A 21,289-nucleotide genomic window follows, 5' to 3' on the forward strand; every position below is an offset into this window, starting at 1 on the left:
GTAAATGTAAATATTTACATAAGGAAATCTGAGCAAAATTCAAAATCCGCAATAAAAAACCAACGAAAAATCGACTAATCGACCTCACTAATTGCTTCGTCCACAAAGATTTCACAAACAAGAAGGGGGTAGTGGGAGCCGAAATTTGGTAAGATAGGGGAAGCATATTGAAGGAGTGACAGTTGTGGCAACCGATATCAATTTATTTCTGGCGTTTGGCGCAGGGTTTTTGAGCTTCGTCTCCCCGTGTACGTTGCCGCTGTATCCAGCGTTTTTATCTTATATTACCGGCATGACCATAGATGAAATCAGGAACGACAAACGGGTCATGCAAAAAAGAGGCATGTTTCATACGCTCTTTTTCTTATTAGGATTTTCCACTATTTTTATCGCATTAGGGTTCAGCACTTCTTTCTTTTATGAATGGTTTTTGCGCTACGATGACTTGATCCGCCAACTTGGGGCGATTTTTATCGTATTGTTCGGCTTGATGATCGTCGGTGTCTTTACGCCGAAGTTTTTGATGCAAGACCGGAAGTTCTCGTTTAAAAACCGGCCATCTGGATTTCTTGGGACGTTCGTTATCGGTTTGGCGTTCGCTGCAGGCTGGACGCCTTGTACAGGGCCCATCACAGCAGCCATTTATGCGCTTGCTGCGACCAATCCCGGCTCTGGCGTCTGGTACATGATTGCGTATGTGCTTGGCTTTGCCATTCCGTTTTTCGTGCTGTCGTTCTTTGTGACACGCATGGGCTGGCTGCGCAAGCACAATAAAACCATCATGACCGCAGGCGGCTATATCATGATTGCTGTCGGGGTCTTGCTGTTTTTCGACGGCATGACTTATTTGATTCGGATCCTAAGCCCGTTTTTCGGTGACTTCCAAGGATTCTGACGAGGTGAGACAACATGCAACACATAACATCCATAACCGAATTTAAAGAAAAAATCGTTGAGCGTGCGTCTTTTCCGTTGTTTGTAAAAACCGATAATTGTTCGGTTTGCGATGGGCTGAAGCCGCAAGTTGAAGCGTTTGAAAAAGATTACACCGTGCCTTTTTATGCGGCAAATGCAGCAAAACTGCCCGGTCTTGCCGGCAAGCTTTTGCTGTTTGCTGCGCCGGTCGTCCTGCTTTTTCATGAAGGCAAAGAAATTCAGCGTTTTGCGCGTTTTGTTCCATTAGAAGAACTGCGCGGGCGGCTGGATGAATTGGAGGAGGGATTACATGTTTGAAAAAATTCCGCCGGAACTGCTGCTGATCGTGACTTCAGTTGGAGCAGTCGTGATGGGGATTTTCGTCATGTTCATGCGGACCAAAGCGGCAAAAAAACCGGCTAGTGTCAAAAAAATCGTCTTGCCGCCATTGTTTATGTCCACAGGCGCGTTGATGTTCATCTTTCCATTTTTCCGCGTCCACCCGATGCAGATCTTTGAAGCGCTCGTTGTCGGCCTGCTTTTTTCAACGGTGCTGATCTGGACATCGAAATTTGAAATCCGCGACGGCGATATTTACTTGAAGCAATCCAAGGCGTTCGTTTTTATTTTGATCGGTTTGCTTATTGTCCGGCTGGTCGGTAAAATCGTCTTGAGTTCATCGATTGACGTCGGCGAACTGGGCGGCATGTTCTGGATTTTGGCGTTTGGCATGATTGTGCCATGGCGCATCGCGATGTACATGCAATTTAAAAAATTGGCAAATAAAACAAAAAGCGCTGTCCCGAGTTAAGGGATGGCGCTTTTTACTGTTCAAAATACTGTTCGTACGGACTGACGTCGATTTTCATTTCGTTTAATTTTTTGCGGAGAAATTTGTGGTCGCGTTTTGGCGTCGCTTGGATATAGCCACGGATGATGTGCTCGAGCTTCATCTTTCTCACTTTTTCCTTCAGCAAAATCTGGCCGATTTTCCCGGCAATTTTCTGCTTGGCCACGGGCCGAAACAAATCCGGAACCGGCTGGACCAATTCATTCAATAGCGCTTTTTCTTCGTCGCCCCATAAATGGATGGTTTTATCCACGTAATATTCTTCCCAATTTAAATCAGACAAACCGTCTTTTTTTGGCATTGACTTCAAGAACTTCCGGAACATAAAATAACCGCCGATGGCAAACGAACCGACAAGCAAAACCACCCAAAATAAGATCAACCATAAAAACCAGCCTTCAAGTTGCATGTTGCTTCACCTCGTTTTTTCCATTACTCCTATTATAAAAGGAATAGCGAATAAATTCATTAAAAAGGTATCTTCTTTTTTCATTTGTGTCTATATAGCGAATGAAAGGAGGTGATCGACATGGCAAACAGCGATTTTAAAAGCGCCAGCATCCGCCTGACATACGAAAATGGCCTGGATGACAAAGGCAAAGTGAAGACAAAAGTAAAAGCGTACCAAAACGTAACAGAAGCTGCTGCAGCAGACGAAATTTTTGAAGTAGGGCGCGTACTGAGCGAGTTCGGAACAAAACCGCTTATGACGTTGGAAAAACAGTCAGGCATCACCATTTACAACTAATCGCAAATTGGGGGGAATAACACATGGCAAAAACACTGGAATTGATTTTTCAAACGGCTGCCGGGAAAGATGTCACGCTTTCGGTCGATGAGCCGCGAGAAAACGTCACGGAACAAGAAATGCTTGCCGGCATGCAAGCGATCATTGCGCAAAATATTTTTGAAGTGCAAGGTTCGCCGTTTTCACTTGCTAAAGGCGCCCGCGTCGTTGAACGGAATGTTGTGGAATACGAATTATAAGTTGGGTGGGCTCTCCTATACAGGAGGGCCTTTTTAAATCAGAAAGAGGTGAGACAATGGAAGAGTGGATGCGATTGGTCCAGGAAGTGGGATTCCCGATTTTTGTATCGTTTTATTTGATGCACCGGGTCGAAACCAAGCTGGTGGCCATTCATGAAGCGCTCATCACGATGAAAATGTGAATGCCATTCACAAGTTTGTGACAAAGAACGCCGTTTCGTTGTTGTGTTCGCTTGGCGCTTTCGTTAACATTAAAGCGACGATAGAGTGGAGGCGACAACATGAAACGACTGTTACTCACAGCGGCGATCGGGCTGATGTTGATTGTTTCAGGGTGCGGCAGTTCAAGCATTGACGATTTTTCGTATACCAACCATAGAGGCGAAACGGTTTCAACTGAAAATTTAAAAGGCACGCCTTGGCTGGCGACGTTTGTGTTCACCAATTGTGAGACCGTCTGCCCGCCGATGACGTTTAATATGGCAGCAATACAAGAAGAACTGCAAAAAAAGGGCATCGAGGACTATAAAATCGTGGCTTTTAGCGTCGATCCACAGGCAGACACGCCTGAAAAAATGCAGGAATACTTGGCCAATTTCTCCGTTCCAGACGAATCCAAATGGAATTTGCTGACGGGCTATACGCAGCAGGAAATCGGGGAATTTGCCAAAGACAATTTCAGCACATTCATCAAAGACGATCCCAAAAGCGATCAAGTGATCCACGGCACTTCGTTTTATTTGGTCGATAAAAAAGGCGTCGTCCGGGAAAATTACGACGGCTACCAAGACGTGCCCGTTGCGGACATCCAGAAAGATTTGGAAAAACTGATAAAAGAAAAATAACCATGCAAAAACGCCGAGAGTGTAAAACCTCTTGGCGTTTTTTTGCAGGATTATACGTCTTGGTTTTCGATGGAAATTGGCAAGCCAATAGCTGCTGATGCAAGCGATACTGGTCGGAATGCTTACTGGCCGGCTTTTTCTTTCGCCAGCAAATCACGGATTTCTGTCAGCAGCTGTTCATTCAAGGTAAGAACCGGTTCGTTTGTTTCTTCTGGCAATTCTTTTTTGCGCTTAAACTGCGTGAATAATCGGATGACCAAAAATATCGAGAACGAAATGATGAAAAAGTCGATGACAGATTGTAAAAATGCGCCATAACGCAATTCGGCACTGTTAAACGTATACGTAAGTTCGGCTACACTATAGCCGCCAAGCAAAATTCCCACTGCGGGCATGATCAAGTCGGCTACCAAAGATGTCACGATTTTCCCAAAAGCCGCCCCGATTACTACGGCAATAGCCAAATCCATCACGTTGCCTTTTATGGCAAATTTCTTAAAATCTTCCCACATTCCAAACGCCTCCTTACTAAAAGTGTAGCGATAGGGAGGGCGTTTGACTAGGCTATTTATAAGAATCCTGCAGAACGAGCCATTAAAAGTGAAAACTAAAGGTTTTTCCAACTCCCCACCGGTTCTCGAATGACAGCGGACAAAGGATAAGAGGCGTAAAAAAGCGGGTGGGTATGATAGAATGGGAGAAAATGATTGTTTAGGTGTGGAATGATGAAAAAGAAAAAGAAAAACACCAAAAAGAAAAGATGGATCAAGTTTTTATTAAACTTGATGATTTTGCCGGCACTCCTGGTCATTGCCACGCTATTGGTTGTTATTTTTTATGTGGCTGAGCCAAGAGATTTGCTGGAAACGGTAAAAGAAACCCCGGTCCATTTGTTTGAAATGAAAGTGCCGGAAGAATACATCCCGTTGTATAAAGAAGCTGCCGATGAATACGGCGTGCCTTGGACGCTGCTTGCGGCGCATCACCGGATTGAAACCCGCTTTTCCACGATGGATCCGATGCTTTCGCCGGTCGGAGCCGAAGGGCATTTGCAATTTATGCCGTGCACGTTTGTCGGCTGGAGCCATCCAAGCTGCAAAGGCAAGGGAAAAGGCGACATTCCCCAAGAAGAAAAAACCGATCCAAAAACCATTGCGCATTACGGAGGCTACGGGGTGGATGCCGATAACGATGGGAAAGCCGATCCGTATAATTTAAAAGACGCACTTTACAGCACGGCCAAATATTTGTCGAAAAACGGAGCAGCAGACGGCAAATTGGAACAAGCCATTTTTCAATACAACCATAGCGAAGAGTACGTCAAAGATGTTTTGCATTACTACCACGAATACGAAAATCAATTTTCAACGCAATAAAAAAAGCGGACCCGCGGGTCCGCTTTTTTATTATGCTCTTCTTCTGCCTTTGTGCATTGAACCAAGGATTAGGCTCAAAACGAATACTAATACTAAAGCACCGATCAAAGCTGGAATGAGGTATACGCCTGCAATTTCAGGTCCCCAGTCGCCAAGCAGCATTCCGCCTAGCCATGCTCCGATAATCCCTGCAATGATGTTTCCGATGATTCCGCCTGGAATGTCTTTCCCAAGAATCAAACCTGCTAACCAACCAATAATACCGCCTACGATCAAGTAAAGAATAAAGCCCATTGATTCCATCTCCTTTAAGATAAAGTATAATTGCTACACTTTAGATATAACCTCATTTGTGCTATTTGAAACCTCTTCATGGAAAAAACTATAGGACTATGGCTTTCTTAAAGCTATTTATTCCTGTAAAACTTCAATTTCCAAAGGGCTAGAATAATTTTCTTCATCTATAGTGCGCTAAAAAAATAGCTTTTGCCGTTGAAGGGCATAATCAAAAAAATTTTTTAAAAAGAAAAAACTTATCGCAAAAACATAATTAAAGAATTGCTAATATATGAAATGTTCAGTATACTATCCGTAAAGGAGATGATGACAATGAATTATGAAAACGTTGAGAAGCTAAACCGGCAGGGATTGATATTTGTTATCATCCATACGCTAGTAATCTTAAACTTTGCAATCGATTTTGAATTATTCATGTAAAAAATAACCTGCTTCCTGTAAAAAGGGGCAGGTTATTTTTTATTGCCAAGAAGCAGATTTATAAATTGAAAGAAAACGAAATATTCAGTATAATCAAAGTGAAGGAGATGATAAAGATGAAATACGAAAACGTAGAGCAACTAAACCGCCAAGGGCTAATCTTTGTTATCATCCACACGTTGATCATCTTTAATTTTGCCGTGAATTCCACTTTGTTTGGGTAAAAAATAACCTGTCTCTACAAGGAGACAGGTTATTTTTTTGGTTCTTGTTCTTTTGGCGCTTTTAGCCGGACCAACGAATCCTTTAAAATGCGGGAAGCCGAATCCAGGCTGACGCCCAAAATCCGTTGGATGTCTTCCAGGTTTTTGTGTTCCACTGCATATAAATAGTGGACGTAGGCAAAGCGGATGTCGCCAGAGCGCATCGGCATGCCGACAAATGCGGACAAGGCTTCCGTATAATCGGAAAGCGAGCCTAGTTGAAACACGGTGTATTCGTTTTTTACTTTTGAAGACAAAAGGTACGGCGTCCCGCGGAACGAAGCACGTTCGATGCCGTCCAATAAAATCGGTAATTCTTTTCCGGTAAATTCAAGATGGCTGACATAGCCGTCTTTTTTTTCGACCAAAAGCGCCAACACGTCGCCTTTGTCGACGAAATTTTCCACTTCAATGGCGATCATATCGCGTAAGCGCAAGCCGCGCATGTACAGAAGAAAGAAAATTTTTGCGGTCAGCGACAGCTGATCCGTTTCCAAAACGGCATCTTTTTTAGCCAAGAGCGCCTCGTAATCCATGTGGATGTCAGGCGGCGTCAAATCCAGTTTCTCAGAGAACTTGAATTTTGGCATAAAGTCTACCGGAATGCGGCCAACTTGCCACATGTAATCAAACCAAAGGCGTATGTAAATCAGCTTGCGGTTCAACGTCGAGTCTTTGATGCCGGTATCGTGCTGCTGCTGGAGAAATTTTTGAATATCCACCGGGCGGATTTCGTGCGGTTCGACCGGTTTTTTATACGTATTGCGAAGAAAAGCGAAGAGCGCTCGGATCAGCTGCACTTCATGTACGACGGTATTGGGGCTGATGCCCTTGTCTAAGCGAAATTTTTCATAACCATCAAGCACAAAGCATCACCTCTTCCTAGGATTTGGCAATAATTATACCATAAAATCAGAAAAATAGAACGTACTTTCCCTTAAGAATCCACTTACAGCAAGCTTTTATTAGTAAATGTAGTATTTTACATAAGGAAAAATATCAAAATTCAAGACATAGCAACAAAGAAGAAAAAACCGTCTAGAATGAATGGGAGGGAATATCCAAAAACTAGCATGGAATTTTGAAAATGGGGTATTCCAATAAGGAAAAGATTTTTTTGAGGCTGGGGAGAGTGAATGGCTGTGTTTAAAGAAGACAACGCAAAAATAAGAGAAGAGGTACTGAACGCAGTGGAAGGTCGGCCGGATGAATTTTTAAACCGCAAACCTTCTGAAGATGCCTGGTCTCCAATGCAAATCCTGGATCATCTGCAATTGATGGAAACGATGATTGCAAAAAACGTTTCAAAACATTTGGCAAGTGATAAACAAGAAAAAGCATCGAAAAAACCGATCCAGCTGACGGTCAGCCGCATGGTCAAAGTGGATGCGCCCAAGCATGTCGTCCCATCAACCGAGTTTATTGCGCTTGAAGACATGAAAAAACGGCTGGCCGATTCACATGCATTGCTCCTCCAGGTGTATGACAGCACGACTGAAGAAGCGCTGGAGCAAAATTCGATGCCGCATCCGGTTTTCGGCAAAGTCCCATTGACCCAATGGTTTCCATTTGTCGGGCTCCATGAAAAGCGTCATTTAAAACAGCTTCAGAAAACCTTGAAGCAACTTTCTTAAGAGAAGCATGAGTAATTCAAAAAACTTATCACAATCTATAATTTTAATGTAATTTACTTATGCTTCGGTTTTCGTTATGATGGAAGAGGAGAAAAGTCGCTGTAAAAGCCTTTTCAGAAGATTCAAAGGAGGAACATACTCATGGCAAAAAGCAGTTTGCACAACAGCCGTACTTCTTTTGAGCTTAATGGTAAGACATACAACTATTATCGTTTAGCTGCATTAGAAGAAGCAGGGATCGCGAAAGTATCACGCCTTCCTTATTCAATTAAAGTTCTTTTAGAATCCGTATTGCGTCAGCATGACGGCTATGTCATCAAAGATGAGCATGTTGAAGACCTTGCCAAATGGGGCGAACACGCAAATGAAGAAGCAGAAGTGCCTTTCAAACCTTCACGTGTTATCCTGCAAGATTTCACCGGCGTACCCGTAGTAGTTGATTTGGCTTCCCTTCGTTCAGCAATGGCTGAAATGGGCGGAGATCCAAACAAAATTAACCCGGACGTGCCGGTTGACCTAGTTGTCGACCACTCGGTTCAAGTTGATAGCTACGGCACAAACGAAGCGTTGAAAATCAACACGAAATTGGAATTTGAACGCAATGCTGAACGTTACCAGTTCCTTAACTGGGCTCAAAAAGCGTATGACAACTACCGTGCTGTTCCACCGGAAACCGGTATTGTCCACCAAGTAAACTTGGAGTATTTAGCGAACGTTGTCCATGCGATTGAAAATGCAGACGGCACATTCGAAGCGTACCCAGATACTTTGGTTGGTACAGACTCTCATACAACAATGATCAACGGTTTGGGTGTTCTTGGATGGGGCGTCGGCGGTATTGAAGCGGAAGCGGGCATGCTTGGACAACCTTCATTCTTCCCAATTCCTGAAGTTATCGGCGTTAAATTAACAAATTCATTGCCAAACGGTGCAACAGCAACTGACTTGGCCCTTAAAATCACTCAAGTGCTTCGCCAAAAAGGCGTAGTCGGCAAATTTGTTGAATTCTACGGAGCGGGTGTTACAACATTGCCGCTTGCTGACCGTTCAACAATCGCCAACATGGCTCCTGAATACGGTGCTACTTGCGGATTCTTCCCAGTAGACGAAGAAGCTCTTGATTACCTTCGCTTAACTGGCCGTGAAGACAGCCACATCGCGATTGTAAAAGCTTATTTGCAAGAAAACGATATGTTCTTCGATGCAGACAAAGACCCTGTTTACACAGATACAATCGAACTTGATCTTTCGACAATCGAGCCGAACCTTTCAGGCCCTAAACGTCCGCAAGATTTGATTCCGTTGTCTCAAATGAAAACAGAATTCAACAAAGCGGTTACTGCACCTGAAGGCCCTCACGGTTTCGCATTAAGCCAAGAGGAAATCAGTAAAACAGCAACAGTCAACTTCAAAGACGGCTCAACGGCTACGATGAAAACAGGAGCGATCGGCATTGCTGCGATTACTTCATGTACAAACACTTCGAACCCGTACGTTATGTTAGGGGCTGGACTGGTTGCGAAAAAAGCAGTTGAAAAAGGCTTGATGCCACCTGCTTACGTGAAAACGTCATTGGCGCCAGGTTCGAAAGTCGTTACAGGCTACTTGAAACAAGCCGGGCTTTTAGATTACCTTGAGCAAATCCGTTTCAACTTGGTAGGTTACGGCTGTACAACATGTATCGGAAACTCCGGCCCAATGCTTCCTGAAATCGAAGATGCGATTTTGGACAACGACTTGTTGGTGACTTCTGTTCTTTCCGGTAACCGTAACTTTGAAGGACGCATCCACCCGCTAGTAAAAGCAAACTACTTGGCTTCACCGCCGTTGGTTGTCGCTTATGCATTAGCTGGAACTGTGGACATCGATCTTCAAAACGACCCAATCGGACAAGACCAAGAAGGCAACGACGTCTTCTTGAGCGACATCTGGCCGACTACTGAAGAAGTAAACGAAGTGGTTAAGAGCACAGTTACTCCTGAATTGTTCCGCAAAGAATATGCACGCGTATTCGATGAGAACGAAACATGGAACGCAATCGAAACAAACGACGATTCGTTGTATGCGTTTGACGAAGAATCGACTTATATCCAAAACCCGCCGTTCTTCCAAGGCTTGTCTGCTGAACCAAAAGCGATTCAAGCACTTGAAGGCTTGCGCGTTGTAGCGAAATTCGCAGATTCCATCACGACTGACCACATTTCACCAGCAGGCGCGATCGGCAAAGATACACCAGCCGGCAAGTACTTGCGTGAAAAAGGCGTAGAGCCGCGTAACTTTAACTCTTACGGATCTCGCCGTGGTAACCACGAAGTCATGATGCGCGGAACGTTCGCAAACATCCGCATCCGTAACCAAGTAGCTCCAGGAACAACTGGCGGTTACACAACTTACTGGCCTACGGGCGAAACAATGGCAATTTACGATGCTGCCATGAAATACCAAGACCAAGGCACTGGCTTAGTTGTTTTGGCCGGCAAAGACTACGGTATGGGCTCTTCACGTGACTGGGCTGCTAAAGGGACATTCCTTTTGGGCATTAAAACAGTTATCGCTGAAAGCTACGAGCGTATTCACCGTTCAAACCTTGTGATGATGGGAGTCCTGCCGTTGCAATTCATCAACGGACAAAACGCTGAATCACTTGGTTTAACAGGACGTGAATCGATTTCCGTTAACTTGTCTGATGACGTGAAACCACGCGACATCTTGACGGTTACAGCGACAGCTGAAGACGGAACGGTTACACAATTCGAAGCTCTTGCACGTTTTGACTCTGAAGTGGAAGTAGATTACTACCGCCACGGAGGCATCCTACAAATGGTGCTTCGCAGAAAATTAGTGGAAGCGTAAGAATACAATCAAAAGGCTGCCCCCGGGCAGCCTTTTATTTTTTATTAATGCCCAGATGTTTTGTATACTTACATAGAGGTGAATTGGATATGCACATAAGTGAAAAAGAAATAGAAATCCGCTATGCGGAAACCGATCAAATGGGGGTCGTCTACCACGCCAATTATTTGATTTGGCTGGAGCTGGGGCGCACGAAGCTGATTGAAGATGTCGGCTTTACGTATGCCGAAATGGAAAACGAAGGCTTTTTATCGCCGGTGACGGATATCTCGATCCAGTACAAAGCTTCGCTGCGCTACGGCCAGAAAGCGTTTGTCCGCACCTGGGTGGAAGAGCACGGGCGGCTCCGTACGACTTACGGCTACGAAGTGGTGCATGAAGACGGCACGATTGCGGCGAAAGCCACTTCTGAACACGTTGTGGTGAAAAAAGATACGTTCCGTCCGGTTTCACTGAAAAAAGTGAATCCGGCTTGGCACGAAAAATACGAAGCGATCAAAAAGCAGGATTCCAATGGCGTTCGGAATTAAGCGTGATGAACTGAACCGCTGGAAACAGGACGTCGCGGCAGGGAAGATTTCGTTTTTAACGCATTACTGGGTGGATCCCCGTTTTCCAGGCTGTTCAACGGTGACCAAAGTGGGCTGCTGCGACTTAGACAAGTTGATCGAGTGGGGAAAGCAATACGGCTTAAAAGCAGAATGGCTGGATCTCCGCGGCAATTACCCGCATTTTGACTTGTTCGGCGAACACCAGAAACGGATTTTGTCGGCTGAAAATATGAGCGGCCAATTGGAGAAATTCCACAAAGAGCAAGCGTGAAAAGTCCATACGAAGAAGAAAAGAGGCGGATTCCAATTGGAATCCGCCTCTTTTGAGCAATGAAGCGAAAAAAAAAGCAAGGAAATCAATTCCCTGCTTTTTCGTAGTCATAAGCCAATTCATTTAATTCATCGTTCACGGAAACGAGCAAGTTGTGTCCATCGAAATACCACACGTCGCTTTGCTCAATGAAAAACAAGACGCCGTCATGGGTTGTTTGGACAGTTGCTTCAAGCGGCTCGTCTTTGGTCACGCCCAGTGAAAAACCGGGCTGCAATTTGCTGGATCCGCCGTAGCGAACGAAAAACCGGACCGTTTCGCCGTTCACGGTTTCCATTTCTTGCTGAAACCAGTTCAAAGCATCTTCACTAATGATAATCTCCACACGTGCACGCCCTTTCTTACCAGTTCACTTTTGGTTCGGTCCCGTTTTTGATGCGGGAAATGTTCGCTCGGTGGCGATAAATGATAAAGGCGGATAAAATCATGATGACAATCATAAACGGATAGTCGCCGGTCGTGATTGCGTAAATGGTGGTGTAAACCGTCGCAACGATGGCCAAAATAATGGAAGACAGCGAAACCATCTTCGTGATTTTCAGCGCAATCAGCAAGACGGCGACCGCGACCAGAAATAAGGGCCATTGGTAGCCCAGCAAGATGCCGCCGGACGTTGCCACGGCTTTTCCGCCTTTGAATTTCGCAAAAACCGGAAACATGTGGCCGACCACTGCGATCAAACCGAGAATCAACGGATGGACCGGTGTTTCGATAAACATGGGAAGCATCGTAGCTGCCGTCCCTTTTAAAATATCAAGAACCGTCACGACGATGCCGGCTTTGGCGCCAAGCGTCCGAAACGTATTGGTGGCGCCTAAGTTCCCGCTTCCTTTTGTCCGAATGTCGGTCTTATAAAAAATTTTGCCAATCCACAATGCCGATGGAATGGAGCCGAGTAAATAAGCTATAATTATGGGAAGCAGTATGTCCATGATGAACTCCTTTAAAACATCTATATTTATGTTTTAAGTTTACCATGAAGCGCATTCGTTGAACAACCGAAGTAGGATTTTTCAACAAATGCTCTATTTTCGTGTATGATAGATAAAAAGGATAGGTGATTCTCTTGAACAACCCAAGCCGTGAAGAAATCAAAAAAATCTTGGATACCGCCAAAACAATTGCGGTCATCGGGTTAAGCCCCAATCCGGAACGAACTTCTTTTATGGTATCAGAAGCCATGCAACAAGCCGGATACCGGATCATTCCAGTCAATCCGCAAGCAGATGAAATATTGGGCGAGAAAAGCTATGCGTCATTGACGGACATCCCGCATCCAGTGGACATCGTCAATGTCTTCAGACGAAGCGAATTTTTAAAAGGGATTGCAGAAGAGTTTCTAAAAATCGACTGTCCGGTTTTTTGGACGCAGCTGAATGTCGTCGATGAGGACGTTTTCAAGCAATTGTCTGAGGCAGGACACACGGTTATCATGGACCGCTGCATCAAAGTGGAACACGCCATCCTGAAATAAGGCAACTCCAAGGGCGCCCAGCGCTCTTTTTCTATGATGTTTGACAGATGGGCCAAGTTTGGAATACGATTAAAGAAAAGATGCGAACAAATGTTTGTTGGAGGGAAATTAATGGCTAAAACTCAAAATACGGCATACAACGAAGAAGCGATTCAAGTACTCGAAGGTCTAGATGCCGTTAGAAAACGACCAGGTATGTATATCGGTTCGACCGATACCCGCGGTCTTCACCATTTGGTCTACGAGATTGTCGATAACTCAGTGGATGAAGCATTGGCTGGTTTCGGCGACAAAATCACTGTGGCTATTCATGATGACAATAGCATCAGCGTGCGCGATTACGGTCGCGGAATGCCGACCGGGATGCACCGGAGCGGCAAACCGACCCCGGAAGTCATTTTAACCGTGCTGCACGCCGGAGGGAAATTTGGCCAAGGCGGCTATAAGACGAGCGGCGGATTGCACGGCGTTGGGGCATCCGTTGTCAACGCACTTTCCAAATTCTTGGAAGTGACCATTCATCGCGACGGCAAAAAATACCGCCAGCGCTTTGAAAACGGCGGGAAACCAGCCACCACGTTGGAAGAAATCGGTTCAACAAAAGAAACGGGCACGATGATCCATTTCTTGCCGGACGATACGATTTTCTCAGCAACCAAATACAACTACGACACGTTAAGCGAACGGCTGCGCGAATCGGCGTTTTTGTTAAAAGGCTTGAAAATCGAGCTTTCCGATGAACGTACCGAACAAAAAGAAGAGTTTTTCTATGAAACGGGCATCGAGGCTTTTGTCGCGTACTTGAACGAAGAAAAAGACGTGCTGCATCCGGTTGCCTATATTGAAGGCAAACAAGACGAACTGGAAGTGGAATTTTCGTTCCAGTTTAACGACGGCTATTCCGAGACCATATTGTCGTTCGTCAACAACGTCCGCACCCGTGACGGCGGGACGCACGAAACCGGAGCGAAAGCTGCAATGACGCGCGTGTTCAACGATTACGCACGGAAAATCAATTTATTAAAAGACAAAGATAAAAACTTGGAAGGCTCGGATATCCGCGAAGGAGTGGCTGCCATCGTTTCGGTCCGCATCCCGGAAGCGATGCTGCAGTTTGAAGGCCAGACGAAAAGCAAGCTCGGCACGAGCGAAGCGCGGAGCATTGTGGACGCGGTTGTGTCGCAGCAATTGATGTATTATTTAGAAGAAAACGCCGAACTCAGTGCGTCATTAGTTCGAAAAGCGATACGTGCGTCGCAGGCGCGCCTTGCAGCACGAAAAGCGCGGGAAGATGCACGGAACGGCAAGAAACGCAAAAAGTCGGATGTGTTGCTATCCGGCAAATTGACGCCTGCCCAATCCCGCAACGCGTCGAAAAACGAATTGTATTTGGTCGAAGGGGATTCTGCGGGCGGTTCGGCAAAACAAGGTCGCGACCGCACGTTCCAAGCCATTTTGCCGCTGCGCGGGAAAGTGGTCAATACCGAAAAAGCGAAGCTTGAGGAAATCATGAAAAACGAAGAAATTTCAACGATCATCCATGCCATTGGCGGCGGGGTATCGTCCGATTTTTCCATCGAAGACATTGCCTATAATAAAATCATCATCATGACAGATGCCGATACCGATGGCGCGCACATTCAAGTGCTGCTTTTGACGTTTTTCTACCGCTACATGAAACCGCTGATTGAAGGCGGCAAAATCTTTATCGCACTTCCGCCGCTGTATAAAGTATCCAAAGGTGTCGGAAAAAAAGAAGTGATCGATTATGCGTGGACAGAAGCGGATCTGGAAGCGTCGACGAAAAAAGTCGGCAAAGGCTACATGCTGCAGCGCTATAAAGGGCTTGGCGAGATGAACGCCGACCAATTGTGGGAAACGACGATGAATCCGGAAACCCGGACGTTGATCCGTGTGACCATTGAAGACGGCGCCCGTGCTGAACGAAGAATTACCACATTGATGGGCGATAAAGTAGAACCAAGACGAAAATGGATTGAAAAGAATGTGGATTTCGGCTTGGAAGATGACAGCAATATTCTCGAGAACGAATTGCTGCACGCTGAGGAGGAACTCGTATGACACCAACCGAACGTTTTCAAGATTTAGCATTAGAAGAAGTCATCGGCGATCGGTTTGGCCGCTACAGCAAATACATCATCCAAGACCGGGCCTTGCCGGATGTGCGCGACGGCTTAAAGCCGGTTCAGCGGCGCATTTTGTATGCAATGTACCGGGAAGGCAATACGAACGACAAAGCGTTCCGGAAATCGGCCAAAACGGTCGGGAACGTCATCGGGAACTACCACCCGCACGGCGACAGCTCGGTATACGAAGCGATGGTTCGCTTGAGCCAAGACTGGAAAATCCGCCACATGCTTGTTGAAATGCACGGCAACAACGGCTCGATGGACGGCGATTCGCCGGCTGCGATGCGTTATACGGAAGCAAGGCTTTCGGCGATTTCTTCAGAATTGCTGCGCGATATTGACAAACGCACCGTGGAATTTATTCCAAACTTTGACGATTCCGATATGGAGCCGACTGTTCTTCCGGCACGTTTCCCGAATCTGTTGGTGAACGGCTCTACGGGGATTTCTGCGGGTTACGCGACGGACATTCCCCCGCACGCTTTGCACGAAGTGCTCGATGCGGTGTTGATGCGCATGGACAATCCCGAAGCAACAGTCGATGAATTGATGACCGTCATCAAAGGGCCTGATTTCCCGACAGGCGGCATCATCCAAGGTGTTGACGGCATCCGGAAAGCGTACGAAACGGGACGTGGCAAAATCATTGTCCGCGCAAAAGCGGACATTGAACCGTTAAAAGGCGGCAAAGAGCAAATCGTCGTGACGGAAATTCCGTTTGAAGTCAACAAAGCGACGATGATCAAAAAAATCGACGACCACCGGTTTGACCGCAAACTTGAAGGCATCTCCGAAGTGCGCGACGAATCCGACCGCACGGGCCTTCGCATTGTCATCGAACTGAAAAAAGACGTCGACGCCAATGGCATCTTGAATTATTTGTACAAAAACACCGATCTGCAAGTCAGCTACAACTTCAATATGGTGGCCATTTACAAACGCCGCCCGACGATGATGACGCTTCAGTCGCTTCTGGATGCGTACATTGCCCACCAAAAAGAAATCGTGACAAAACGCGCGGAATTCGATCTGCAAAAAGCGACAGACCGCATGCACATTGTCGAAGGCTTGATCAAAGCGCTGTCGATTTTGGACAAAGTTATCAAGACGATCCGAGCTTCCAAAGACAAGCGCGATGCCAAAAATAATTTGATCGCTTCGTTCAGTTTCTCGGAAGCGCAAGCAGAAGCCATCGTTTCCTTGCAGCTTTACCGGTTGACGAACACCGACATTACCGAACTTCAGCGAGAAGAAAACGATTTGCGGAAACTGATCGATGAATTGACGGGCATTTTAACTAGTGCAACGAAACTGAAAAACGTCATCAAAAAAGACCTTGCCGGCATCCGCAAGCAATTTGCAGAACCGCGCCGTTCGGTCATTGAAGACAAAATTCAGGAAATCACGATTACCCGAGAAGTGATGATTCCAAGCGAAGAAGTGGTCGTAACGGTCACAAAAGACGGCTATGTGAAACGCACGAGCACCCGCTCACATGCGGCATCAAATGGCCAGGATTTTGCGATGAAAGAATCGGATCACTTGTTGTTTGAAGGGAATTTAAACACCCAGCACACGATTTTGATCTTCACGACCGGCGGAAATTTTGTTTACCAGCCGATCAACGAACTGCCGGACATTAAGTGGAAAGACCTTGGCCAGCATCTCTCGAGCATTGTGCAGCTGGAGCCGAACGAATCGATCTTAGCGGTTTATCCGTTTGAAAACTTCGATGCGGAGGCCAGCATCGTCACGATGTCGAAACATGGCCAAGTGAAACGTTCGGCGTTGAAAGACTACCACGTCCAGCGTTATTCAAAAGCCATTAAAACAATGAACTTGAAAAACGGCGACGCGATGGTATTTGCTGGGCTGATGACAAACGAAACCGAATTGTTTGTCGCCACACAGCACGCTTACGGTGTCCGGTTCCCGCTGGATGAAGTTCCGATTACGGGATTGCGGACTGCGGGCGTCAAAGGCGTCAATTTGAAAGACGGCGATTCGGTCGTTTCCGCGTTGTTGATCAATCCGGAAGAAAAGCAAGATTTGATTCTCGTCACCCAACGAGGGGCAGCGAAGAAAATGAAGCTGCAGGAATTTGAAGTGGGAAGCCGTGCCAAACGGGGCGTTATCATGCTCCGGGAACTCAAAGCAAACCCGCACCGCGTAATTGCGGTCACGAGCACCAACGGCAAAGATGAAATTTTGCTGGTCACAGAAAAAGACATTCGCTTTACACTCGCTCCAACCAATCTAAAACCGGTCGACCGTTATTCCAATGGATCGTTCGTTATCGACGAAGGAACCGAAGGGAAAGTCAACGCTGTCTATAAGCGAAAAGGCGATGAAACCGGCAAAGAAATTTAAGTGAATAACAAAAAGGCGGAACCAAAAACTGGTTCCGCCTTTTTTTATTCCACGATTTCCACTTGAAGCGACTGGAGATTCAACGCATTCATTTGTTCCGCTACGGCACCAACGCCGAGTTCTGTGAAATGATCGATGCGCAAGTCATCGTTGTAAATGTAAACCGTGTCTCCCGGTTTGACCGAATCGTCCACTTGGATAATCAAATGGCTCATCATCAATACCGCAATCGGAAAGCGTGTTCCGTTGATCATGACATCGTGTTTGCCCCGTGCTTTCAGCAATCCGTCGCCGTAGCCAACGTCGCAAATGGCCAGTTTGCTATCGGCTTCTGCCTGAAAGGCCGCGGAATAGCCTGCGCTTTCGCCTTTTTTGATGTTTGTCGTCTCCACGACGGTCGCAGAGAGCGTCAAGACATTGGGCAATGCGGCTGGCGGTAAATTCAGAAAGAACGGCCGTGCGCCGTATAAAATCGCACCTACCCGAATGTGGGTATGGGGAGTGGGAAAAGCGCCGTCCCGCATCATTGATCCGCTGTTTTGGGCGTGGATAAACGGCAAGTTTTCGAGATACGGCTCAAGCTCAGCCAATAAGGACAGCCAGTTGCTTTTTTCGCGCTCGTAATCCGTGTCCGGAAAATCCGTCGCAAAGGCAAAATGCGTCCAAATGCCGGTGACGTTGACCGCGGGGTCGTCCAATACCCGCATCATGTCTTCAGCAGAACTAAAGCCGAAGCGCCGCAATAGATTCTTGTAAACCAAATGCACTTCAATGCCTTCAAGTTCCCCGCGGTATTGTTCGTAAAAGGAAAGGGAAGGGAGGGAGATCGCAATCCGGTGCTCTTTTATGGTTTGGAAATCCGTAGAAGGATTGATTAAAAATATGTATACATCCGGATCCAGTGCCCGCAACTTTAAAGCGTCGATTAAGGAAGCGGTGGCAAACGCCCGGACGCCCGCTTCGTAAAAAGCGTCAAAGGCCAGTTCCAAACCGATGTTGTAAGCATTGTTTTTAACAACCGCCATGACATTCGTTTTGTCTTGAAATCCCCGGGCCAACTCTACTAAACGCGTGCGATTGATTTGCAATAATGCAGTCATAAGATTCCGCCTTTCAAGTAGGTAATCATCTCTTTTTATACCCTTAACTATATGCAACTATAACCTTGGTGAAAAGAGCAAGACGAAAAATACTCATATAAGAAAAAGATTATATATAAAATATTATAATTATGTGAACTAAAAACACAATGCGGAATTCAAGAATAAAATAATATATAAGTTGATTCTTATGTAAAATATAAATTAATTATGTAAACCTGAAATGCAGAAAAAGCGCGCCATTCCTGAGAACAGCGCAGCAATTCCGTTAGAGCCAGTGGTTTGGAACGATTAACGACGCCGGCAGCTTCGTTAAGGCGTTGCCGTTTGCGGAGTTGACTTGGGCTTGTGTCAGGAAAATCGCACCCGTTAAATCGGCTCCGGACAAATTGGCGTCCCGCAGGTCAGCCCCGATAAAATCCGTGTTCCTAAGATCAGCGTTTTGAAGATCCGCAGCAATGAGCAGCGATCCTCTCAGATTGGTGCAACGCAAATCGGCTTCTTTTAAAGCAGCACCCATCAAATTGCTTCTTGGCTTTATTTTTTTTGCCTTTTTTGATTTCTTGGCTTCGGGCTTTTTCGAGCGAACCCACTCGCTTGCCTGCAGCAAAAGGCTATTGACGGCCGTGCGGTGATGGGCGACATCGAGCGCTAACAACTCCGTTTCATCGAGAAACGTCAGGCGTTCGGTTTCCACAAGAGCTTCTTGTAAACGGGAATGGAGAATAGAAGCCGCTTTTGCATTAAGTGCTTCATTTACGTAATAGAGCATTTCGTGCAATTGCTGCATGACAGGCAGGACCGCATACATTTCGCCGGCAGACATCGGGTTGTTGCGCCAGTCCATGCCGTTGTAAGTGAGTTGGGAAACTTTTTGCCCCGCACCGAAGCATTCATAGACGGTGCAGCCCCGGAATCCTGTTTCGCGCAGCTCGGTGTGGATGCCGCAGCGAAAATCTGCCTGCAAGTTCGGACATGGGACGCCGCCGTCTTTGTCAAAAGCAAAATCGGCAGACCGGGCAAAAGGGAGTGCCACGCAGCACAAGCCGAAGCACTTGCTGCAATCTGCATTTAATTGAGAGGAACGAGTATGATTTAACGAGACAGCTATCGGAATCACGCCTTTCTGGAAATTTGAGTTTTCTTACAATTCTTATAACTTCGTTGACATGGAAAAATCCGCTACCTATACTGTTTTATAACAACGCTTTTAATGGCCACTTTAAAGGGGGAATCTGTTTATGTTCGCACCACTCACGCCGCTCGATTGGAAACGCAGAGCCATCAAGTATTATCCCGAAAAAATCGCCGTCATTGATGAAGACAAGCAATTTACATACCGGGAATTCGGCAAGCGGACGGACAAGCTTGCCATCGCCTTACATAACGCAGGAATCAAACCCGGAGACCACGTAGCGGTAATGCTGCCGAACACCCATTATATGCTCGAATGCTTTTATGGCATTTGCCAGCTGGGTGCGGTCATGGTTCCACTCAATTATCGCTTAGCAGCAAAAGATTTGGAATACATTTTAAATCACAGCGACGCAAAAATGCTGATTGTAGATGCAGAATTCGGGACACTCATCGAAGATCTCCAAGACTCTTTGCCGCTTGAAAAATACATCGTGGTGCATGTGGAAGGCTGCAAAACGTCGATTAGCGGCGAAGATTACGAAGCGTTTCTTGCCAATGTGGCAGAGGACGCAAAAGTGCCCGATGTGGAAATCGATGAAAACAAGATGCTGACATTAAACTACACGAGCGGGACGACATCCAATCCCAAAGGGGTCATGCTGACGCACCGCAGCAATTACATGAACGCCGCCAACTTCCTGCATCATTTAAACGTTATCCACGACGACGTCTATTTGCATACTTTGCCAATGTTCCATGCCAACGGATGGGGCGGCATTTGGGCGGTGACCGCTGCAGGGGCGACGCATGTCTGCTTGCGCAAAGTCGACCCGCCGCGCATTTTGGAACTGTTTGATGAGCACAAAATCACACTGCTGTGCGGAGCGCCGACCGTCGTCAACATGCTGGTCAACGAACCAACAGCCAAAGACATCAAAATCACCACCAACCCGCGCATGGCAACGGCCGGAGCGCCTCCTGCAGCGGCCTTGATCGCACGGGCGCAGCACATTCTCGGACTAAACATGATGCACGTTTACGGCTTGACCGAAACGTCGCCGTTCATCTTATACTGCGAATGGAAAAAAGAGTTTGATTCAATGTCACCGGAAGAACAAGCGACCATCAAAGCACGCCAAGGCATTGAGTTGGCATTCAACGGCGAAACAAAAGTCATCAACCAGGAAGACGGAAAAGAAGTGGCGTGGGACGGAAAAGAACTTGGCGAAATCGTCACACGCGGCAATGTCGTCATGTCAGGCTATTACAAAGACCCGGAAAAAACAGCGGAAGCAATCAAAGACGGCTGGTTTTATACCGGCGATTTGGCTGTCACGTACCCCGATGGCTATATCGAAATCCAGGACCGCATCAAAGACATGATCATCTCCGGCGGCGAAAACATTTCCTCGACGGAAATTGAAGGCGTCTTGTACAAGCATCCCGACGTCATGGAAGTTGCCGTCATTGCGGTTCCGGACGAGAAGTGGGGGGAAGTGCCAAAAGCGATCATCGTCTTGCAGCCGGGTGCGAAAGCCACCGAGCAAGACATCATCGACTATACCCGCTCCAACATGGCGCATTTCAAAGCACCGAAATCGGTCGAGTTCGTCGAAGGGCTTCCTAAGACGGCCACCGGCAAGCTGCAGAAATTCCGGCTGCGTGAAATGTACTGGAGCGGCGTGAAGAAAGTGAATTAAGAGCTGAAATCAAATTGTAATTTGGTCTTAAAAGTA

General features: G+C 46.5%; 24 protein-coding genes. 16 read left to right on the plus strand and 8 right to left on the minus strand.

The window, feature by feature from the left end; translation table 11 throughout:
• Window positions 1-184: 184 nt before the first annotated feature.
• The 3 genes from ACRRQV_RS02055 to ACRRQV_RS02065 are packed head-to-tail and all read left to right on the plus strand — an operon-like array spanning window position 185 to window position 1,726.
• Window positions 185-895, plus strand: a complete 711-nt coding sequence (locus ACRRQV_RS02055; protein WP_432527137.1) for a cytochrome c biogenesis CcdA family protein — start codon at window positions 185-187, stop codon at window positions 893-895.
• Between the two features lie 14 nt (window positions 896-909).
• Complete coding sequence (locus tag ACRRQV_RS02060) at window positions 910-1,233, plus strand: thioredoxin family protein (RefSeq protein WP_432527139.1); 324 nt, start codon at window positions 910-912, stop codon at window positions 1,231-1,233.
• Entirely contained in the window at window positions 1,226-1,726 is a 501-nt protein-coding gene (locus ACRRQV_RS02065; protein ID WP_432527141.1) for a CcdC family protein, read from the plus strand. The genes ACRRQV_RS02060 and ACRRQV_RS02065 overlap by 8 nt, the downstream gene beginning before the upstream one ends.
• A 13-nt stretch (window positions 1,727-1,739) precedes the next feature.
• Here the strand turns inward: ACRRQV_RS02065 and ACRRQV_RS02070 are convergent, their stop codons facing one another.
• On the minus strand, window positions 1,740-2,174 hold the full coding sequence (locus ACRRQV_RS02070; protein ID WP_432527143.1) for a DUF2621 family protein: 435 nt from the start codon (window positions 2,172-2,174) through the stop codon (window positions 1,740-1,742).
• 120 nt (window positions 2,175-2,294) lie between these two features.
• On the opposite strand from ACRRQV_RS02070, the gene ACRRQV_RS02075 reads away from it, so the two are divergent.
• The 4 genes from ACRRQV_RS02075 (at window position 2,295) to ACRRQV_RS02090 (ending at window position 3,597) form a co-directional block, all read left to right on the plus strand.
• Window positions 2,295-2,513: a DUF1659 domain-containing protein gene (locus tag ACRRQV_RS02075; protein WP_432527145.1), complete on the plus strand. Its 219-nt coding sequence runs from the start codon at window positions 2,295-2,297 to the stop codon at window positions 2,511-2,513.
• Between the two features lie 23 nt (window positions 2,514-2,536).
• Complete coding sequence (locus tag ACRRQV_RS02080; RefSeq protein WP_432527147.1) at window positions 2,537-2,752, plus strand: DUF2922 domain-containing protein; 216 nt, start codon at window positions 2,537-2,539, stop codon at window positions 2,750-2,752.
• A gap of 56 nt (window positions 2,753-2,808) precedes the next feature.
• The gene (locus ACRRQV_RS02085; protein WP_432527149.1) at window positions 2,809-2,934 is read left to right on the plus strand and encodes a YvrJ family protein; all 126 of its coding nucleotides are present in this window, start codon (window positions 2,809-2,811) and stop codon (window positions 2,932-2,934) included.
• A 99-nt stretch (window positions 2,935-3,033) separates the two neighbouring features.
• Window positions 3,034-3,597, plus strand: coding sequence for an SCO family protein (locus ACRRQV_RS02090; protein WP_432527151.1), 564 nt, complete (start codon window positions 3,034-3,036; stop codon window positions 3,595-3,597).
• Window positions 3,598-3,719: 122 nt separating this feature from the next.
• Here ACRRQV_RS02090 and mscL read toward each other — a convergent pair whose 3' ends face one another.
• On the minus strand, window positions 3,720-4,109 hold the full coding sequence (gene mscL, locus ACRRQV_RS02095) for a large conductance mechanosensitive channel protein MscL (protein WP_432527153.1): 390 nt from the start codon (window positions 4,107-4,109) through the stop codon (window positions 3,720-3,722).
• 210 nt (window positions 4,110-4,319) lie between these two features.
• Here mscL and ACRRQV_RS02100 point away from each other — a divergent pair, with 210 nt between their 5' ends.
• Complete coding sequence (locus ACRRQV_RS02100) at window positions 4,320-4,973, plus strand: lytic transglycosylase domain-containing protein (RefSeq protein ID WP_432527155.1); 654 nt, start codon at window positions 4,320-4,322, stop codon at window positions 4,971-4,973.
• 30 nt (window positions 4,974-5,003) lie between these two features.
• Here the strand turns inward: ACRRQV_RS02100 and ACRRQV_RS02105 are convergent, their stop codons facing one another.
• A complete protein-coding gene (locus ACRRQV_RS02105; protein ID WP_432527157.1) occupies window positions 5,004-5,267 on the minus strand; it encodes a GlsB/YeaQ/YmgE family stress response membrane protein in 264 nt (87 codons plus the stop codon).
• 676 nt (window positions 5,268-5,943) lie between these two features.
• The gene (locus tag ACRRQV_RS02110) at window positions 5,944-6,819 is read right to left on the minus strand and encodes a site-specific integrase (protein ID WP_432527159.1); all 876 of its coding nucleotides are present in this window, start codon (window positions 6,817-6,819) and stop codon (window positions 5,944-5,946) included.
• A 270-nt stretch (window positions 6,820-7,089) separates the two neighbouring features.
• Between ACRRQV_RS02110 and ACRRQV_RS02115 the strand changes: the two genes are divergently transcribed.
• The 4 genes from ACRRQV_RS02115 to ACRRQV_RS02130 all read left to right on the plus strand — a co-directional run bounded on the left by ACRRQV_RS02115 (window position 7,090) and on the right by ACRRQV_RS02130 (window position 11,262).
• Entirely contained in the window at window positions 7,090-7,587 is a 498-nt protein-coding gene (locus ACRRQV_RS02115) for a DinB family protein (protein WP_432527161.1), read from the plus strand.
• 141 nt (window positions 7,588-7,728) lie between these two features.
• On the plus strand, window positions 7,729-10,440 hold the full coding sequence (gene acnA / locus ACRRQV_RS02120) for an aconitate hydratase AcnA (RefSeq protein WP_432527163.1): 2,712 nt from the start codon (window positions 7,729-7,731) through the stop codon (window positions 10,438-10,440).
• Between the two features lie 89 nt (window positions 10,441-10,529).
• Window positions 10,530-10,970 carry an acyl-CoA thioesterase gene (locus tag ACRRQV_RS02125; RefSeq protein ID WP_432527165.1) on the plus strand — a complete coding sequence of 147 codons (441 nt, stop codon included), beginning with the start codon at window positions 10,530-10,532 and terminating at the stop codon, window positions 10,968-10,970.
• Window positions 10,954-11,262 carry a hypothetical protein gene (locus tag ACRRQV_RS02130; protein WP_432527167.1) on the plus strand — a complete coding sequence of 103 codons (309 nt, stop codon included), beginning with the start codon at window positions 10,954-10,956 and terminating at the stop codon, window positions 11,260-11,262. Before ACRRQV_RS02125 ends, ACRRQV_RS02130 begins: the two co-directional genes overlap by 17 nt.
• An 85-nt stretch (window positions 11,263-11,347) precedes the next feature.
• On the opposite strand, the gene ACRRQV_RS02135 is transcribed toward ACRRQV_RS02130, so the two are convergent.
• Both ACRRQV_RS02135 and plsY read right to left on the minus strand, forming a co-directional pair.
• Window positions 11,348-11,647, minus strand: coding sequence for a HesB/YadR/YfhF family protein (locus ACRRQV_RS02135; RefSeq protein ID WP_432527169.1), 300 nt, complete (start codon window positions 11,645-11,647; stop codon window positions 11,348-11,350).
• Window positions 11,648-11,663: 16 nt separating this feature from the next.
• Window positions 11,664-12,254, minus strand: coding sequence for a glycerol-3-phosphate 1-O-acyltransferase PlsY (gene plsY, locus ACRRQV_RS02140; protein ID WP_432527171.1), 591 nt, complete (start codon window positions 12,252-12,254; stop codon window positions 11,664-11,666).
• Between the two features lie 134 nt (window positions 12,255-12,388).
• Between plsY and ACRRQV_RS02145 the strand changes: the two genes are divergently transcribed.
• From ACRRQV_RS02145 to parC, 3 genes are all read left to right on the plus strand, one after another.
• Entirely contained in the window at window positions 12,389-12,796 is a 408-nt protein-coding gene (locus ACRRQV_RS02145) for a CoA-binding protein (RefSeq protein ID WP_432527721.1), read from the plus strand.
• Window positions 12,797-12,907: 111 nt separating this feature from the next.
• Window positions 12,908-14,878, plus strand: coding sequence for a DNA topoisomerase IV subunit B (gene parE / locus ACRRQV_RS02150; protein WP_432527173.1), 1,971 nt, complete (start codon window positions 12,908-12,910; stop codon window positions 14,876-14,878).
• Window positions 14,875-17,316, plus strand: a complete 2,442-nt coding sequence (parC, locus tag ACRRQV_RS02155; protein WP_432527175.1) for a DNA topoisomerase IV subunit A — start codon at window positions 14,875-14,877, stop codon at window positions 17,314-17,316. The genes parE and parC overlap by 4 nt, the downstream gene beginning before the upstream one ends.
• A 44-nt stretch (window positions 17,317-17,360) precedes the next feature.
• Here the strand turns inward: parC and ACRRQV_RS02160 are convergent, their stop codons facing one another.
• Together ACRRQV_RS02160 and ACRRQV_RS02165 are read right to left on the minus strand one after the other, a co-directional pair.
• A complete protein-coding gene (locus ACRRQV_RS02160) occupies window positions 17,361-18,416 on the minus strand; it encodes an alanine racemase (protein ID WP_432527177.1) in 1,056 nt (351 codons plus the stop codon).
• A gap of 268 nt (window positions 18,417-18,684) precedes the next feature.
• The gene (locus ACRRQV_RS02165; protein ID WP_432527723.1) at window positions 18,685-19,533 is read right to left on the minus strand and encodes a pentapeptide repeat-containing protein; all 849 of its coding nucleotides are present in this window, start codon (window positions 19,531-19,533) and stop codon (window positions 18,685-18,687) included.
• 124 nt (window positions 19,534-19,657) lie between these two features.
• Between ACRRQV_RS02165 and ACRRQV_RS02170 the strand changes: the two genes are divergently transcribed.
• Window positions 19,658-21,253, plus strand: coding sequence for a long-chain-fatty-acid--CoA ligase (locus ACRRQV_RS02170; RefSeq protein ID WP_432527179.1), 1,596 nt, complete (start codon window positions 19,658-19,660; stop codon window positions 21,251-21,253).
• Window positions 21,254-21,289 lie beyond the last annotated feature (36 nt).

Origin of the sequence: Planococcus sp. YIM B11945, from assembly GCF_050864155.1 — a bacterium.
Classification (GTDB): Bacteria; Bacillota; Bacilli; order Bacillales_A; family Planococcaceae; genus Planococcus.